The 17,341-nt window shown below is 69.9% G+C and carries 9 protein-coding genes; 5 read left to right on the top strand and 4 right to left on the bottom strand.

The features are described from left to right. Positions 1-140: 140 nt before the first annotated feature. Positions 141-3,077 carry an AfsR/SARP family transcriptional regulator gene (locus ACZ4N5_RS34035; RefSeq protein WP_467760885.1) on the top strand — a complete coding sequence of 979 codons (2,937 nt, stop codon included), beginning with the start codon at positions 141-143 and terminating at the stop codon, positions 3,075-3,077. Positions 3,078-3,410: 333 nt separating this feature from the next. Here ACZ4N5_RS34035 and ACZ4N5_RS34030 read toward each other — a convergent pair whose 3' ends face one another. The 3 genes from ACZ4N5_RS34030 to ACZ4N5_RS34020 all read right to left on the bottom strand — a co-directional run bounded on the left by ACZ4N5_RS34030 (position 3,411) and on the right by ACZ4N5_RS34020 (position 6,313). Further along, complete coding sequence (locus ACZ4N5_RS34030; RefSeq protein WP_467760884.1) at positions 3,411-3,638, bottom strand: hypothetical protein; 228 nt, start codon at positions 3,636-3,638, stop codon at positions 3,411-3,413. Beyond that, positions 3,635-3,973 (bottom strand): hypothetical protein, encoded by a 339-nt coding sequence (locus tag ACZ4N5_RS34025; RefSeq protein ID WP_467760883.1) that lies wholly within the window; start codon positions 3,971-3,973, stop codon positions 3,635-3,637. The genes ACZ4N5_RS34030 and ACZ4N5_RS34025 overlap by 4 nt, the downstream gene beginning before the upstream one ends. 210 nt (positions 3,974-4,183) lie before the next feature. After that, positions 4,184-6,313: a glycoside hydrolase family 6 protein gene (locus ACZ4N5_RS34020; RefSeq protein ID WP_467760882.1), complete on the bottom strand. Its 2,130-nt coding sequence runs from the start codon at positions 6,311-6,313 to the stop codon at positions 4,184-4,186. A 752-nt stretch (positions 6,314-7,065) separates the two neighbouring features. Here ACZ4N5_RS34020 and ACZ4N5_RS34015 point away from each other — a divergent pair. The 3 genes from ACZ4N5_RS34015 to ACZ4N5_RS34005 all read left to right on the top strand — a co-directional run bounded on the left by ACZ4N5_RS34015 (position 7,066) and on the right by ACZ4N5_RS34005 (position 13,273). After that, the gene (locus tag ACZ4N5_RS34015) at positions 7,066-8,886 is read left to right on the top strand and encodes a cellulase family glycosylhydrolase (RefSeq protein WP_467760881.1); all 1,821 of its coding nucleotides are present in this window, start codon (positions 7,066-7,068) and stop codon (positions 8,884-8,886) included. Between the two features lie 482 nt (positions 8,887-9,368). Further along, positions 9,369-12,416: an AfsR/SARP family transcriptional regulator gene (locus tag ACZ4N5_RS34010; RefSeq protein ID WP_467760880.1), complete on the top strand. Its 3,048-nt coding sequence runs from the start codon at positions 9,369-9,371 to the stop codon at positions 12,414-12,416. Between the two features lie 161 nt (positions 12,417-12,577). Further along, positions 12,578-13,273: a DUF4232 domain-containing protein gene (locus tag ACZ4N5_RS34005; RefSeq protein ID WP_467760879.1), complete on the top strand. Its 696-nt coding sequence runs from the start codon at positions 12,578-12,580 to the stop codon at positions 13,271-13,273. A 214-nt stretch (positions 13,274-13,487) separates the two neighbouring features. Here ACZ4N5_RS34005 and ACZ4N5_RS34000 read toward each other — a convergent pair whose 3' ends face one another. After that, positions 13,488-15,146, bottom strand: coding sequence for a ricin-type beta-trefoil lectin domain protein (locus ACZ4N5_RS34000; RefSeq protein ID WP_467760878.1), 1,659 nt, complete (start codon positions 15,144-15,146; stop codon positions 13,488-13,490). Between the two features lie 898 nt (positions 15,147-16,044). Between ACZ4N5_RS34000 and ACZ4N5_RS33995 the strand changes: the two genes are divergently transcribed. Then, positions 16,045-17,229, top strand: coding sequence for a type III polyketide synthase (locus ACZ4N5_RS33995; protein ID WP_467760877.1), 1,185 nt, complete (start codon positions 16,045-16,047; stop codon positions 17,227-17,229). Positions 17,230-17,341: the final 112 nt, after the last annotated feature.

The raw sequence follows: 17,341 nt of genomic DNA, 5'->3' as shown, positions 1-17,341 counted from the left end.
GCACTCATTGCCTGCTCAACGTCTTCGGTGAGCCGTGCTGCAGAGACGCTATGGACACAGATCCGTCGGTCGTCCTAGATTCGTCCTAGTACGAGGTCGGCCGGGGGAATCGGCGCTAATCGTCACGTACCAGGGGGAGCATGAAATTCGGCTTACTGGGGCCGTTACACGCCCAGATCGCCGGACGCGCGGTCCCGTTGAACGGGCCGCGGCAGGCCAAGATGCTGGCGGCACTTCTGATCGACGCCAACAACATCGTCGCCATGGAACGGCTCGTCGCCGTGATGTGGGACACGAACGCGCCCGCCACTGCGGTCCGCCAGGTCCAGGACGCTGTCTCCGGGCTGCGCCGCAACCTCGTCGCCTGCGGAACACCCGGCACCCTGATCAGCACGCGGCGCGGCGGCTACGAGATCCACCTGGCTCAAGATCAGCTCGACCTGCTGGAGTTCGACCACCAGCGACACCTCGCCGCACGGCACACGACCCCGTTGGAGACAGCGGTCGCGCTGAGGCGGGCGCTGGCCTGCTGGCGCGGAGACGCCCTGGTCGACACTCCCAGCCAAGTCCTGGAGATCGATGCGGCACGGCTGAACGAGAAACGTGCGGACACGCAGAAGCAGTGCCTGGCCATCGAACTCGACCTGGGGCGTCATCGAGAGGTCATCGACGAGCTGACCGCTCTGCTCCACGAGCACCCCTACGACGAGCAGGTCGCCGAGCACCTGATGGTCGCCCTCTACCGGTGCCGAAGACAAGGCGAGGCGCTGCAGGTGTACGAGCGGCTGCGCCGGACACTGGCCGACGAACTCGGCGTCGACCCCACCCCGCCGCTGCAGGCGCTGCATCAGCGCATCCTGACCGCAGATCCCGCCCTGGCGGCCACGGTCCCGGCAATTGGCCCCTCGTTCACGCCACCGGAGAGCCCTGCCCCGGTGGCCCCCGGGCCGGCGATGATGATGCCGGTGCGTCAACTTCCCCTCGACGTACACGACTTCGTGGGCCGGGCCGAAGCACTGGCCGAGATCACCGGGCTGCTCGACGGGTCGGCGTCGAACCGGGCCCCGGTGGCCGTCATCGTGGGCGGTCCCGGTGTCGGCAAGTCCTGCCTTGTGACGCACGCTGCGCGGCTGGCGAGCGCCGACTTCCCCGACGGCCAGCTCTACCTCAACCTCGCGGGGACATCCGATGAGCCGCGGGACCCGGGGCTGATGCTGGCCGAGGCACTGCGCGCGCTCTCGATCGCCGGCAGCGCGATCCCGAACGGCCTGGCCGAGCGGGCTGCGCTCTACCGGTCGTTGCTGGTGGACCGCCGCATGCTGGTGGTGCTGGACGATGCCGGTCACGCCGATCAGGTGCTGCCCTTGCTGCCCGCGGCCGATGGCTGTGCCGTGTTGATCACCAGCCGCACTCTGCTGACGCAACTTCCCGGCGCTCGGCACATCGACCTGGACGTGCTGAGCCCCGCAGAGGCGCGGGAGTTGTTCACGGGAATTGTCGGGTGGCGGCGGGTCGAGCGGGAACCAGGGGAGGCCGATGCGATCCTCGACTGCTGCGGCAACCTGCCGCTGGCGATCCGCATCGCCAGCGGCAAGCTCACGGGCCGCCCGGCTTGGTCGCTGCGGGTGCTGCGGGAACGGATCGAGGACGAGTCCCGGAGGCTGGCCGAGCTGAGGATCGGGGACCTCAGCGTGCGAGCCAGCGTCGAACTGAGCTTACGGCTGCTGCCGGCCGATGCGGTGCGCGCGCTGAGCCTGCTGGGTCTGCTCGGCGCCCACACCCTGCCCGGCTGGGTGGTCGGCCCGCTGCTCGACCGCTCGGACGCCGAGGAGGTGCTGGACAGCCTCGTCGACGCCAGCCTGGTGCGGCTGACCGCCACCGACCTCCTCGGCGAGCCGCGTTACCGGCTGCACGACCTGATCAGGACCTGTGCCGTGGAGATCGCCGCCCCGCTGCCGACGGAAGACAAGCGGGACGCGATCATCCGGGTGCTGTCCGTCTGGCTTGAGCTGATCGGGCGCGGCACCGATCGGCTGCCGGCGGCCGGGCTGCTGGCAGCCGCGCCCGGTTCGGCACCGCGCCGGTCGCTGCCCGATGCGGTCGTGGACCGGCTGATGGCCGACCCGCTCGGCTGGTTCGACGCGGAACGCGACAACCTGCTCGGCGCGGTGAGACTGGCCGTGGACTGGGGCCTGGACGAGTTGGCCTGGGAGCTGGCGGCCGGCGCGTCGACCTACTACGACCACCGGTGTCTTTATCAGGACTGGCAGCACGGGCACCGGCTCGCGTTGGACGCGGCCGAGGCCGCCGGCAATGCGCGCGGCTCATCGGTGCTGCTACGCGGTCTTGGCCAACTGCACATCTACCAGGATGAGTTCGATCGGGCCGCCCGGGCCCTGGAGTCATCCCTCGGGCTGTGTCAGGACGGTGGGGACAAACGCGGCGAGGCGCTGTCGATGGCCATGCTGGGTACGGTCAGCCGGGTGCAGGGCCGTGACGACGAAGCCCTCGAACGTGTCGAGCACGCGCTGGCCATCGCGGCCGGTGAGGGCGACCGGCACATCGAAGCGCAGCTGTCCTGCTCCATGGCCGTGATGAAGCTCATGCAGGGCAAGCTCGACGAGGCGGAGTTCTGGTTCGACGGGGCGTTGAGCCAGGCCGAGGCGCTGGACGACGGGCATCGCGTGGCCGTGGTGCTGCGGCGGTTCAGCCGGCTGCACGATCGGCGTGGTGATCCGGACGAGGCGCTGCGCTGCCTGTGGCAGGCGTTGGCCACCTTCGAGAATCTGGCCGACGAGCGGTGCGTCGCGTACACGCTGCTGGAAGTCGGCCGCGTGTACGCCGGTCAACGCGACCGGGACCGGGCGAGCCCGGCGTTGGAGCGCGCGGCGGGCCTGTTCCACCGGCACGGCGACCGCCAGGACGAGGCCGCCTGCTGGCAACTGATCGGCGACCTGGACGCCGCCGCCGGCGTTCACCACCTGGCGCACCAGCACCGACGGCGGGCGCTGCAGCTGTGGCAGACGATCGGCGACATCAACCAGACGAAGGCTCCGGCGCGACCATCGTCGCCGTGAGGTGGCCATGTCCCTGATCGGAGGTGTCTGTCCGATCAGTTCACCTCTTGTGACCCTCAAGAGAGCCTCGAATCGTTCGACCGAACCAGCCGAGCCGGTGAGGGCAACCCGAGCCCGCTGACCCAACGGCCAGAGGTTCGCGGTACCGGCCGCCCTATCCCCCTACAAGTGCCCGAAGACCGAGGCGGCTCAGGTCAGCTTCTTCCCCCGGTGGGACGATTTCGTCGCCAGCGTCGGCTCAGCCCCTATGAGGGCTGGGCCGAGTCACTTCCTGCCGAGCCGCCGGCTGCCCCAAGGTCTCTGCAGATCCATTGGCGACGGAGTCGTTCCCGCCTATCGCGGCCCCGACGGTTCGGACGGCCGGTTCGGCGGAGCCTTGGCATTCTTTGCGGCGGCTGCCGCGACGGTTGCCAGGTCTTCGCCCGAGAAGCCGGCGCGGCTCAGCACCGCCAGAGATTTGTTCGTCGCCAGCGTGCACAACGCCAGCTCTGCCGCCTCCTGCTCACCGGCCCCCGCCGCCAGCAACGCCTGCTCCAGCATCGCCCGCAAACCGTCGATCATGGCGCGGACCATCGCCGCTGCCGGTGCTCGCCCTCGGCGGCGCGCTGTGGAGCGGCGCGAATGCCGCCCAGACGATGCGACTGGCGGCCGACGACGTCACGGGGGTCGTCCTCGACGACTGCGGCCATTACCCGGCCGAGGAGCAGCCGGCGCGGTTTGTCGAGATCCTGGAGGACTTCCTCGTGGCCAACCGGTAGCAGGCACGCCACACAGCTGAACTTCGCGAACGACAGGCGGAGCTTCACAAACTCCGCTACGTCGTCGAGCAGGCCTTCGCCCTCCTCCACCAGTTCAAACGCCTCGCCATCCGATGGGAACGACGCCTCGAACTCCACGACGCCTTCGTCTCCCTGGCATGCGGCCTCATCTGCTGGCGACGCCTCAAGAAGGCCCACCCATGATCCTGTTACGAGCTCTATGCGCTGCACGAGGCCGCATCTCCTTGCTGGGGGACGGACACGCGACCCGTGGACACGGCGGCGGCCTGCACGGACGGCGTGAGGGCCGGAGCGTCACCGCCCCGGCCCCCGTCCGTTCCGCCCGCTCTACGGCTCGGTGCCCCAGACAAGGGAGCCCGACACGTACACGGTCACCTTCGCCGCGTCCGCGTAGGCGGTGTTGGCGCCCCGGCTGTAGTCGTCCGACTCGTCGAAGTTCGACCAGTCCGACTTGGCCATGCGCAGCTGCAGATCACCGCTGTCCGCTCCAGCCGCCAGCGAACCGGAGTTGAAGCCCACCTCCAGGTAGTGGTCCGCGCCCGTGCGGCTCGGGGAAACGGCGCTCACCGAAGTCTTCACCGTGGAGCAGCCGAGCTGCGCCCAGTCGCAGAAGGTCTGGTAGCCGGCGGAGGAGGACTCCCCGGTGAACCAGTAGCGGATGGTCACCTTGGACAGGTCGACCGCGCCGGAACCTCCGTTGACCAGCTTGAGACCGGGCTTGACCTGGTTGTCGGCGGTGGAGGAGTCGTTGTTCTTGTACTGCGCCTTGAGACCCGACGACCCTCCTCCCCCGCTCGACGCCTTGGTGGTGGCGGACACTGTCGCGGACGACGCCGAGACGTTGCCGGCCGCGTCCTTGGCCTTGACGGTGTAGCCATAGGTGGTGGAGGCGGCGAGACCGCTGTCGGTGTAGGAGGTTGCGGTGGCGCTGCCGACCTTGGTGCCGTCGCGGTAGACGTCGTATCCCGTGACCGCGGTGTTGTCCGTGGACGCACTCCAGCTCAGGGAGACGCTGTTACTCGTCGTGGAGCTGACCGTGAGGCCGGCGGGAACGGTGGGAGCCTGCGTGTCACCGCCGCCGCCCGATCCGCTCACCGGCGGGTTGGCGTTGGCGAGCAGCTGACGGAACTGGGCGGAGAACCAGTGCCCGGCGAGCGGGGAGTTGGGCAGTGCTCCGGTGAGGTTGTTCCCGTTGCGCGCGTTCCCGGTGTACGTGGGGTCGCACATCTGGTCGAAGCCCTTGCCCTCGTCGTTGGCGACGGCCTGGCTGGCCCCGTCGGACTCGCCCGGAGGCTTGGCCCACACGTAGGCGTCGATTCCGGTGTCGGGTGCGGTCGTCGGGCGCTCGCCGAGACCTGCCCCGCTCTGGTTGCACCAGTTTCCGGCGTGGATGCGCCGGTCGATGCGACCGCCGTCCACGTACGCGTCGACGCTGGTCGTCGGGCCGGGACCGGTCGGCCGGGCCGAACCGCCCCAGCCGTTGCGCGAGGTGTCGACGAGCATGCCGATGCCGGAGTCGAAGCCCTGCGCGACGAGCGCGGTGCGCAGGCCCTGCGCGTAGGAGCTCTCGTCGTCGTACTGGTTCCAGTCGATCCACTTCGACTGGCGCACCGTCTGGCCGTTCACCGTGTCCGTCACCTTCACGTACGGCTCTTTGGTGGCGGAGTAGTTCGCGGTGTTCACGATGAAGCCCGTCACATCGTTCACGGTGGCGCCGTTGGTGGTGGCGGCCTTCTTGAACTCCTGGGCCGCCGGGGTGAGGTTGCTGTCCCAGCCGAGCCAGCCGTGGTGGCCGGCGTCGATGTAGTTGTAGGCGTTGGGCAGCGCCCCGAGCTTGTGGAGGGCGTAACCGACGCCCTTCTCGTAGTTGCCGTTCGCCTTCATGGTGGCGCACTGGGTGGTGGAGCCGGCGGTGCCGCCCGCGTTGGTCACGAGGTTGGGCAGCGAGTCCGGCTCGATGAGGTTGACGATCCGCAGGCTCGCGTAGGCCGGGTCGGCGAGGATCGCCGCGATCGGGTCGATGTAACTGCTCTGGTAGGTGGCCAGGTCGTCGGGACCCAGTTCGCCGTTGGAGGCGAGGGCCGCGCAGTCCCGGCCCGGCAGGTCGTAGATGACCAACTGGACGAGGTTGGCGCCCTGCGCCTTGGCCGCGTCGAGGTGCGCCTTCAGGCCGCGGGCGTCGGCGGTGCCCTGGATCGCGGCCATCCGGTCCAGCCAGACGAAGGTGGGCTGGTCGGAGATGGCCGAACCGCCCGGCTCGGCCGCGGCCTTGGCCGACCAGTCGGGATTCACGTAGGCCTTCGCGCCGACGTAGGGATTGTCGAGTTTGGCGGCCGCCGTCGCGGTCGTCGGAAGGGCGGTGACGGACAGGGCTCCGAGGAGGGCACCGACGGCCAGAGCGGCGGTCCGCTTCGGTCCGCTTCGGCGCACGGTGGAGTCGGGTCTACGGGAAGGCATCGGCCATCTCCTGGGGAGAGCAGGCGGGTACGGTCGGCGTGCGGGGTCGCCGGCGGCCACCCGGTATGCCGCGGCTCGGGCACACCGGACGGAACTCCGCCGGACGGGCGTTGCGTTCAGGCATGACGAAGGTGCGACCGTGTGCGTCGCGCAAGCTGGAGCTGCAGGGCCGCCGGACATGAGCGCGCCGCGGCGTCGTCCGGACGCGGGACCGGCGTTTCCGGCGCGCGTGGACGGTGCCCGGTCACTGATGTGACGGCGGGGACATGGGGGTGATGGTGGGAGCGCTCCCAAGGTGCGGCGTTCGGCCTGTGGATGTCAACACCCGTGCGAAAGATGGGCTACTGACGCTCCGTCACTCAACGACCTCGTGCCGTGGCTCGCTCGCGGGCCGCCCGTGTGCGTGCCAGGTCGCGGCGGGCGCGAAGGCGGAGGAGGCACGGGAAGCGTCCGACGGAGAATCCGGAAGGCGGGGGCATGGCCCCATGGCCGCAGTGGCGCGGGCGTGGCCTGAGCAGAGCGCGCTCATGGTCGACAAGTCCGCGGCGGGACACGATCGCCGCGTGAGGTATTGACGCGAACACGCTTAGTGGCTTCCATGTGCGCAGTCCGGCTTCGACGAGCCGGCCGTCGGGAGCGGGACACTCCTGCCGGTCCGCGGGAGCCGTCATGCCGGACGCCCATCCGCCTGCCCGCCCCCGGAGACGCGCGCCCAAGAATGGGAGCGCTCCCACCCGGAGAGGACCCCCACCATGCGTCACCCACCCCCATTCCGCGTCAGGCGCACCCTGCTCGCGCTCCTCACCGCGGCCCTCGCGGCTCTCGTTCCGATCACGGTGGCGGTGCCCGCGCAGGCGGCCGCCGCCCCCTCGTCCCCGTCGCCCGCGGCAGCCGCGTCCGGCGCCGGATACTGGCACACCGAGGGCCGCCGCATCCTCGACGCGCAGAACCAGCCGGTGCGCATGGCGGGCGTCAACTGGTTCGGGTTCGAGACCTCCAACTACGTTGTGCACGGCCTCTGGTCGCGTGACTACAAGTCGATGGTCGACCAGATGAAGACCCTGGGCTACAACACCATCCGCCTGCCCTACAGCGACGACATCTTCAAGGGCACCCAGCCCAACGGCATCACCTACGCCAACGGTCTGAACTCCGACCTGCAAGGTCTCAACTCGCTCCAGGTGATGGACAAGATCGTCGACTACGCGGGCTCGATCGGTCTCAAGGTCGTACTCGACCGTCATAGGCCCGACTCCTCGGCCCAGTCGGCGCTCTGGTACACCTCCGCCGTCCCCGAGGCGACGTGGATCGCCGACCTCAAGGCCCTGGCGACGCGCTACCAGGGCAACACCGCCGTGATCGGGATCGACCTGCACAACGAGCCGCACGACCCCGCCTGCTGGGGATGCGGCGACACGAGCACCGACTGGCGGCTCGCGGCAGAACGGGCCGGGAACGCGGTCCTGTCCGTCAACCCCAGCCTGCTGATCTTCGTCGAGGGCGTCCAGACGGTGAACGGCCAGAGCACCTGGTGGGGCGGCAATCTCGCCGGGGTCGCGACCGCGCCGGTGCGGCTGAGCGTCGCCAACCGCCTGGTCTACTCGGCCCACGACTACGCCACCAGCGTCGCGCAGCAACCGTGGTTCAGCGACCCGTCGTTCCCGGCGAACATGCCGGCCGTCTGGGACAAGAACTGGGGCTACATCTTCAAGCAGAACATCGCCCCCGTCTGGCTCGGCGAGTTCGGGACCACCTTGCAGTCGACGGTCGACCAGAAGTGGCTCGCGGCCCTCGTCGACTACCTGCGCCCCACGAACACATACGGGGCCGACAGCTTCAACTGGACCTTCTGGTCGTGGAATCCGAACTCCGGCGACACGGGAGGCATCCTCAAGGACGACTGGCAGACCGTGGACACCGTGAAGGACGGCTACCTGGCATCCATCAAGGCACCGGGCTTCACCGGAGGCGGGGGAGGCGGAGATACGACCGCGCCCTCGACACCGACCGGACTGGCCGTGACCGCTACCACCGCGTCGAGTGTGTCCCTGTCCTGGAAAGCCTCCACCGACGACACGGGGGTGACCGGCTACGACGTCTACCGTGGCACGGCCAAGGCGGGTGAGGTCACCGGCACGTCCTTCACCGATACTGGCCTCACTGCGGGGACCCGCTACGACTACACCGTGCGGGCTCGCGACGCGGCGGGCAACACCTCTGCAGCGTCCGCGTCGGTCACCGCGACGACCGCCGGCACCGGGGGCGGCTCCAGCGGATGCAGTGCCGCCTACAAGGTGAGCAGCGACTGGGGCAGTGGCTTCAACGCCGACATCACGGTCACCAACACGGGCTCCTCGACGACCAAGTCGTGGCAGGTCACGTGGGAGTGGCCGGGCAGCCAGACCACCATCTCCGGGATGTGGAACGCGTCCTACAGTCAGGTGGGCAGGACGGTGACCGCGACCAACGCCGACCACAACGGCGCCATCGCGGTCGGCACCTCGACCGGCTTCGGGTTCGGTGCGACGCCGGGTGGCGCCGGTACGCCGGTCCTGAGCTGCCGGGCCGGCTAGGACTGTCTGGCCGAACATGAGTCCCGGCAGTCAAGGACGATGCCCGGCTGAGCGTCATCTCGCCCGGTCTGTCGACCGTACTGGCGGACGTCGAGCGCGCCAGGTTGCGTGGGTCGCTGCCTCATAGGTTCAGCTCCGTGCTGAGGAGGGCGAGGTCATCGACATGGAGATCGCCGACGCGAGTGAGTGACCTGGCCCCCCTCGTCGGCCGTGCGCGTCGCATGCGAGTGGCCGTCCGCCGCGTGAGCCTTGCGCGGACGGACGGCCTGCCGTCGGTCCTCTCCGGGATGGTGTGGCGGATGCCCCTCCTGCGCAGGTACTCCCGGATGGGGCCGTTGCTGTTGGCCCGCCTGGGACGACCCTGCAAGAAGCCGGTCCTGTGGCCGGAGACCGATGCACCTCATCAGTGTCTCTCCGTACCCCCGATATCCTGGGACTTCGTTTCCGCCTCGATTCCCCCCACCTGAAAGTGACCTCACCCTGTGGAGTTCCGGCTGCTCGGTATGGTGTCCGTCGACACCCTCGTGGGGCCGCTGTCCCTGGGCCCGGCCAAACGCCGCAGCCTCCTCGCAGCACTGCTGCTCTCGGTCAACACGCCCGTACCCGTAGCTCGTCTGACGGACTGTCTGTGGGACGACGCACCACCACTGCACGCCCGTAGCGTCATTCAGGGACACATTTCGCAGATACGTGCCCTGCTGGCCCGTGGGGACGCCGCCGACTACGGGGTCGAACTGGCCACACTGGGCGACGCGTACACCCTGCGGTCGCCCGAAACCCTTCTGGATTCATACAGGTTCGAGGAACTCCTCGCACTGGCCAAGGAGCAGCAGGACACGCGCGACGCGATGTCGATGCTCAAGGACGCCCTTTCCTTGTGGCAGGGCCCCGCACTCGCGGGCACGTTCCCCGGCCCGGCGCTCCAGGCCGCCGCGCACTCGCTGGAGGAGTCACGGGTGGCGGCCGTCGAACAACTGGCGCGCGCACACACCACGTTGGGGGAACACGACCAGGCCGCGGCCGTCCTGCGCACGGTAGCGGTCGTCCACCCCATGCGGGAGCCATTGGCGGCCTCCCTGATGACCGCGCTGTACCGGGCCGGACGTCAGTCGGAGGCACTGGACTGGTTCAACCGCACCAGACGGCTGCTCGTCGACGAACTCGGTGTCGACCCCGGGAGCGAACTCGCCCAGGTGCATGCGCTGATCCTGCGGGGCGACCCCCGCCCGCAGGGCGGGCCGGACACTTCGCCGGACTCGGCCGCCGCACCGCCCGGGCGGATACGAGGCGGAGCCGGTCGACAGGCCGCCGAGCCCGGCCGGAACACGACCGCGCCCCGAGCGGCGGAAGACCCGCCGCCGGGACACCCGCCAGAGGGGCACCAAGGCCAGGAACGCCCAGGTTCGGGACATCAGATGCCAGGGCCTCAGGGGCAGGGACGCCAAAGGGCCGGAGACCGGCCGGAGCCGTACGGTCCGCATCCGGCCGGCTCGTCCACCGACCGCGCGTCCGACGGCTTTGCGCTCCCGGCGCCGGAACTCCGTACCGGTGGCGCCGTGCCGACGTCCGCGCGCTCCGGACCTGTCCCCCTCCCCCCGCTGGTCGACCTGTCGTACCCCAAGGATCTGCTGCCGCGGGCACCCCGGGGTTTCCACGGACGGGAGGCCGAACTGGCCGAGCTGACCCGGGTCGCCGCTGCCGAGGCACCCATCTGCCTGGTCACCGGGCTGCCCGGGGTGGGCAAGACCGCGCTCGCCGTGCAGTGGGCCCACCACAACGCCGCCATGTTCCCGGACGGGCTGCTTTTCGCTGATCTGCGCGGATTCAGCGACACCGGCGAAGCCGCACTCACGGAAGTCCTCCGCGAGTTCCTGCCGGCGCTCGGTGTACCCCCGCGCCGTGTGCCCGAATCGGCGTCGGCCGCGGCCGCGCTCTTCCGTTCCCTGACCCAACGGCGACGCCTGCTCGTCATACTCGACAACGTCCGTGACTCCGCCACCGTCCGGGCGCTTCTGCCGAGTGGCGCCGACTGCGTCACCCTGGTCACCAGCAGGCACCGGCTGGACGGTCTCGTCGCTTCCGAGGCGGCCAGCGCCGTCCCCCTGGACAGCCTCGAACCCCAGGACGGCACCGAGCTGTTGGTCGGTGTGCTCGGCAAGGACAGAGTTCTGGCCGAACCGGCGGCGGCGCGCAGACTCACCGAACTGTGCGGCGGACTGCCCCTCGCCCTGCGCGTCACCGCCGCCCGGCTGGCCGGACGCCCGCAACGGACGCTCGCCGAACTCGCCGCCGAACTCGCCGACGAGCAGAGCAGGCTGACCTACCTCGACGTCGACGACACCAGTGTCTCCGCCGCGCTGCGCCTGACCGTGCAGCAACTGTCGCCCGACGCTCTGCATCAGTTCACCCGCCTCGGCCATCATCCCGGTTCGCACTTCGATCCCTTCACCGCCGCGGCACTCGCCGGTACGGCCCCACGCGTCGCCGCCGCGGCGCTTGAGCGCCTCGCCGCCGCCCACCTGGTGACCGAGACGGGGGCCGGGCGGTGGGAACTCCACGACCTGGTACGTCTCTACGCCCGCACCCTTGATCCCGGATCCGGGCATGAGGCCCTCACCGGCGTCCTCGACCACTACATCGCGACCGCGCTCGCCGCCGCCGACACCGCTCAGCCGGGGGGCGAACCCTGCTTCACGCTGCCGGACGGCTTCTGCCGTCCCGTCGCCGTGCGGGACTTCACCGACCGGGCGGCGGCCATGCACTGGCTGGCCACCGAACGCGACGACCTGACCCTGGCCGTCGTCGCGGCTCGTGCCGCTGGTCTCGACGACCGTGCCTGGCGCATCATCCTGCTCCAATGGCCCCAAGTGGTGTGGCGGGTAAGGGACAACTGGGTGCCGTTGCTGAACATCGCGTTGGAATGCGCCCGCGCCCAGTGCGACCCGTACGCTCAATCGCGTGTACTCACCCTGCTCGGCTGGGTGCTGAGCGAGGAAGGCAGGCCGGTCGAGGCCCTCGCTCTGCTGGAACTCTCGCCGCCACTCGCCCGGCAGGCGGGCGACCGGCTCGGCGAGGCGACCGCGTTGATCAATCTCGCCGTCGTCGAAGCCGCGGAGGGTGACATCGAGGCCGCACTGGAGAACTGCGCCCGGGCCGTCGTGCTGGCCCAGGGGGAATCCGACGCGCACACCGAGATGCTCGCGCTCCAGCACCTCGCCCGGATTCAGCTCGTCGCGGGCCGGCCCCGAGAGGCGCTGCGATCGGCCCGTGCGGCCCTCGATCTCGGCCCCGAGCACGAGGAGGCGGCGCGCCGCGCGCTGCTGCTGACCGTCAGCGGTGAGGCACAACTGGCGCTCGGCGCGGACAGCGAGGGGATCCTGCTGCTGGACCGGGCCGCCGAGGAGGCCGAACGCGCCGGTTACGACGAGGGCGCCGTACGGGCCCTGGCGACCCTGCTGCGGGTACGCCCCTGCGCGGGCTACCGCAGACGGTACGAGGAAGCGGTGCGCCGGATCTCCGACGACGACTGACATCTGTGTGCGTACGGTCACACCGTGGACGTCAGCGGTACGCCAGTGCGACATCAGCGTCACGTGAGCGCCGAGCCCAAGACTGATGCATGTCAGCAGTTCAGGGGCGGCACGCCGTATGACCCGGCGTTCGCCGCACGCACTCTCTCGGGGGAACCTTCGTGAGCACCATCCGTAATCGCACCACGTTGCTCGCCGCCACGACCACGGCCATGCTGACCCTGGCCCTCACCGCCTGTGGGCCCGACGGCTCCGGTGTGAAGTCCTCGGGCCAGGAGACCACGAGCTCCGCCGGGGCAGCCTCCTCGACGGCGCCCACGCACAACGCGGGCAGTGCCAAGAACGCCGGCACCGCCGGTGGTTCGGCGGACGCGACCTCGACCGGCTCCGGATCGGGTTCGGCATCGGGATCGGGTACCGGATCAGCTTCTGGCTCCACGCCGGCCTGCACGACCAAGGACGTCGCCATCAGCGCGGCCTACAAGGACGGCCCGCCCTACACGCACATCGTCCTGACGGCCAAGAACACCTCGGGTCACAGCTGCCGGATGAACGGCTTCCCCGAGATCCAGTTCCTGGAAGGGCACCGCGAGAACGTGCCCGCCGTGGCCAAGAGCAAGCCGGCCGCTCCCGTCGTCCTGTCCGCCGGGGCACCCGCCTACGCTGTCGTGAAGCTGTCGGACGGTGGCAAGGACGAGGACACGGAGCCTGTGATCGCCTTCTCCGTGACAGTCCAGGGCGGCAGCGATCCGGCCACCGTCAGGGCCCCTGGCGCCGACGGCATCGCCGTCGACTCCGCGAAGTGGGCCACCGGCTACTGGACTCCCGAACTCCGCAACGGCGCCGACGACTTCTAGGACCTGTCCTGGAGGGAGTGACAGGCCCTGGGCCGGACCGCGGCACGCCGCCCGGTGCGGCAGACGCATGGTGAGCCTTGCCGTGCGGCGGCACGTGGCCGAAGCGGTGGGGTACATCGATGGGCCTCACCGGCTGAGTGCTGACCTTCGATGTACCCGACCTCAGTTCACGCGAAGAGGAGGCTCCTGCCGGGGGCCGTGAGCCTCCTCCCTCTCATGCCAGGGCGAACTTCTGGGCGCCGGAGCTGTTGCAGTCCCAGATCTGGAGACGTGTGCCGTTCGCGGTGGCGCCCGACGGTGAGTCGATGCACCGGCCGCTGGCCGGGTTGGACATCGAGCCATCGGCGTTGGCGACCCAGTTCTGGTAGGCACCGCCGTTGCAGTTGGCCAGCTGGAGCGGTGTGCCGGCCGCGTTGACACCGCCTGCGATGTCCAGGCATTTGCCCAGCGTGCGCAGGGTCTGGCCGCTCCACGTCCACTTCTGGTCGAGCGAGGTCGCCTGCTGGCAGTCCCACAACTGGACGGCGGTGCCGTCACCACCGGTGTCGTCACCCGCCACGTCCACGCACTTGCCGCCCGGTCCGTAGATCGGGGTACCGATGGCGAAGTTCTGGGCGCCGGAGCTGTTGCAGTCCCAGATCTGGAGGCGTGTGCCGTTCGCGGTGGCGCCCGACGGAGAGTCGATGCACCGGCCGCTGGCCGGGTTCCGTAGCGTGCCGTCGGACTGCCGCACCCATGCCTGGTAGCCGCCGCTGTTGCACGTGGCGAGCTGCAACTTCGTACCCGCGGCGCTGTTGCCGCCAGCGATGTCCAGGCATTTGCCGAGGGTCTGGAGGGTCTGGCCGTTCCAGGTCCAGTGCTGGTCCTTGGCCGCCGACTGGCAGTCCCACAGCTGCACTGCGGTGCCGTCGCCGCCGGTGTCGTCACCCGCCACGTCGACACACTTGCCGCCCGGTCCGGTGATCGTCTGGCCGGTCGTCGAACCGCCGCCGCCACCGCCGGAGCCAGGCCCCTTGTTGTAGACGGCCACCGAGTCGACGACCAGCTTTCCGCCGGAGACCGTGGACGCGTTCGGGCCCCCGCCGAAGGCGTCCGGGAATCCGCCGCCCATCGCCAGGTCGTAGATGATGAAGAAGGGGTGGTCGACCGCGTCGGCCCAGGTCGTCGCGTCCACCTGGTTGGCGTTGACGGTGAAGAAGTTGTTGCCGTCGAGGTAGAACCTGATCTGCTCCGGCGACACCGAGCGGTCGATCTCCGCCGCGTAGTCGTGGAAGCCGGTCTGACAGCCGGCACAGGCACGTTCACCCGAGCCGATGCCCGTGGACTCGTTGCACGGCCCGCCCGGGTTCACCCCGCAGTGGAGGGTGCTGAAATCGGAGCTGCGGCCGTTGATGTCCTCCATGATGTCGATCTCGCCGGACTTCGGCCAGGTCACACCGTCGCGCAGTGGCGCGCCGAGCATCCAGAACGCCGGCCAGTAGCCCGCGCCGTTGGCGGTGGTCACGTTGGGCTGCTGGAGGACGGACTCCATACGTACGACTCCGCCGGCCGGGGCGCCGAAGGCCGCCGACTGGGTCTCCACGCGACCGGAGGTCCATCCGCCCCGCGGGTCGGAACCGGAGTGCAGCGCCTGCAGCACCAGATGCCCCTGGCCGTCGTAGTAGACGTTCGAGGTGCTGTTGGTCATGGTCTCGATCTCACCGGTACCGAAATTACTGCCCGGCCCGGTGTCGTACTTCCACAGATTCTGGTCGATGCCGGTGCCGGACGCGCCGTTGAAGTCGTCGCTCCAAGTGAGCGTGAAGCCCGACGGCGTCGGGGGCACCGCCGCTTCGGCGCTCATCGTCCCGGTGACGGTGGCCGCGACCGTCATGACGGCGACGGGAATCAGAGTCAGCGCTCTCTTCCATCCGCGGCGCCGCGGTCTTGCAGAGGGTAATTGCATGGGTCGGACCTCCGGGGGGAAGGCGTGATCGTGGCTGTCCGCTGGGTCACCCTGGTGAGCTCCGTCAACGGTGAGCGGTGAAGGCGCACTTGGGGATCTGGATGACGACGAGCAGGGCGGAGACCGGCGCGCCTGGGCTGCCGTGGACAGTCAGTCCCGCAGCGGGCGGCCGGGTTTCGTCACTTGAACGGCGGACGCACCATCAACGCAGGTGACGGCGTGCGGGTGTTGAGCCGTGTGGAGTTCTGTGCGGGGGCGACGCTATTGGACCGGACCAATGCAGTCAAGGCTCCGTAACGGACCTCGTCCTGGAGGGACGGATCTCCGTGGCTCTGTCCTCGGAGGGCGGTTTCATGCGTCCTTGAGTCGTTCTGTGATCGCCCGATTTTGCGGGGCCGGCAGCTGGGTGCCGCGTCGTGGCGCACCGGGTTGGCAACGACTGCCCGTCCCCGCATCCGGCACTGTTCAGTCCCCGTCTCCGGCGTGGATCCGGGGCCGTCTCCGCGGGACCGTCACGGCGGGCGCCGACACCGGCCCGTCGGCGGTGCGTGCCCGGACCGGGCAACCCCCCCGACTGACGGCGAGTCAGGTAAGGCCTGTGGAACCGCTCCGGGGGCCCTCTGTTTCAGAGGTGTGTGCCGTATCACGCCCTCAAAAGGCCGCCCAAGTTGGGTTAGTCACAGCGGAAATGTCCCTTTCGCGTCCATGCTCGACCTGGACAGCGACTCCCGAAGTGGAGCCCATCGGCATGGGCGCGTATTTCCAAAGCGGCCCATGACACAGCCCTCGTGACGTTCCTCCTTGTTCCCCCGGAAAGGTGCCCCTCATGGCCGCTTACCTCTGTCCTCCTGCCGTGATACACGGCGAGAACGCCGTGGAGACCAGCCAGATCGTGGCGGAGGTGCGCGACCGGCACCCGCATGCGGCGTGGGCGTCGCGGATCGACGGCATCGCGGCCAGTACGGGCATCGAGACCCGGGGGTGGATGCTGCCGCTGGAGACCGCCGTCGCGCCCGGTGACGGCAGCGGCCTGCAGGCCGTCGGCATCGGGGCCGCCCAAGAGGCGCTGGCACGCGACGGGTTCACCCGGCAGGACGTGGACCGCGTGATCGCCGCCCTCGAGGCGATACCCGCGCCGCAGACCGTCCAGGAGCGCACCGCGCCGGCCTGGGAGGCCGTGCAGTCCTACGGGGAGCGTGCGGCGCGCGGGGCCCTGCAGATCGCCGGGCTGGACGCCTCGGACGTCGACTGCCTGATCACCAGTCACTCCACCACCCCGGCGCTGCCCGGTCTGGACATAGCCCTGGCCAACAAGCTTGCGCTCCGCAACGACGTGATGCTGCTGCCGGCCACGCAGTGGGCCTGTGTCGCGGGGACCCGCTCCCTGGCCCTGGCGGCTGATCTCGTGGCCGCGGACCCCGATCGGGTGGTCCTGGTCGTGATCGCGGAGGCGCTGAGCACGACCTACCAGCCGGCGGACGACACCCTCGAGTCCCTGATCGTCCGGTTGTTGTTCGCGGACACCGCGGTCGCCGCGGTGGTCACGGGCCGCCCGAGGCGCGAGTCGGTGCTGCGGCTGGACGCGGCCTGGCACCACACCGTGCCCGACACCCAAGACCTGCACCGCCTGGAAACGCGGGCGGACGGCACCCACTTCGTGATGGACCGGCGCGGGCCGCGCGCCGTGCAGGAGACGGTCGCCGCGATGTGGGAGTGGCTGAGCGGCCGTTACCAGGACGACCCCGACTCCTGGCACCCCGACGTGCTGCTCGCGCACCCCGGCGGGACTCGGGTGCTGGAGTACATGGAGCAGACGATGCCCGACGCGTGGCCGTCCGGGCTGCTGGACTACAGCCGGGACAGCTACACCAGCGGCAACCGCGGAGGCGCGGCCGTGTTCGACATCCTGAGGCGGGCGCACGACGCCGGACAGAAGTCGGGCAGTCGCGCCGTCCTGTACGCGGCGGCACCGGGCCTCACCGCAACCGCCCTGGAAGGGGAGTGGCTGTAGTGCGAGCCCGCGCCACCCGGGGCGGCGAACAGGCCGCCCGCATCACCGGTCACCGGTACCGCTGAGGGCACCGTCCGTACGACGGTGGCGCCGGCTGACGCGCACGCCGCCC

The organism is Streptomyces sp. NPDC026500, from assembly GCF_055567635.1.
Note: the sequence above shows the minus strand (reverse complement) of the source record. Positions and strands in the feature narration are given on the sequence as shown.

What these genes read in the sequence shown, in the direction of transcription:
- ACZ4N5_RS34030 (WP_467760884.1), bottom strand. Translation starts at nt 3,638, where the DNA reads ATGATCGACGGTTTGCGGGCGATGCTGGAGCAGGCGTTGCTGGCGGCG.
- ACZ4N5_RS34000 (WP_467760878.1), bottom strand. Translation starts at nt 15,146, where the DNA reads ATGACGGTCGCGGCCACCGTCACCGGGACGATGAGCGCCGAAGCGGCG.
- ACZ4N5_RS34035 (WP_467760885.1), top strand. Translation starts at nt 141, where the DNA reads ATGAAATTCGGCTTACTGGGGCCGTTACACGCCCAGATCGCCGGACGC.
- ACZ4N5_RS34015 (WP_467760881.1), top strand. Translation starts at nt 7,066, where the DNA reads ATGCGTCACCCACCCCCATTCCGCGTCAGGCGCACCCTGCTCGCGCTC.
- ACZ4N5_RS34020 (WP_467760882.1), bottom strand. Translation starts at nt 6,313, where the DNA reads ATGCCTTCCCGTAGACCCGACTCCACCGTGCGCCGAAGCGGACCGAAG.
- ACZ4N5_RS33995 (WP_467760877.1), top strand. Translation starts at nt 16,045, where the DNA reads ATGGCCGCTTACCTCTGTCCTCCTGCCGTGATACACGGCGAGAACGCC.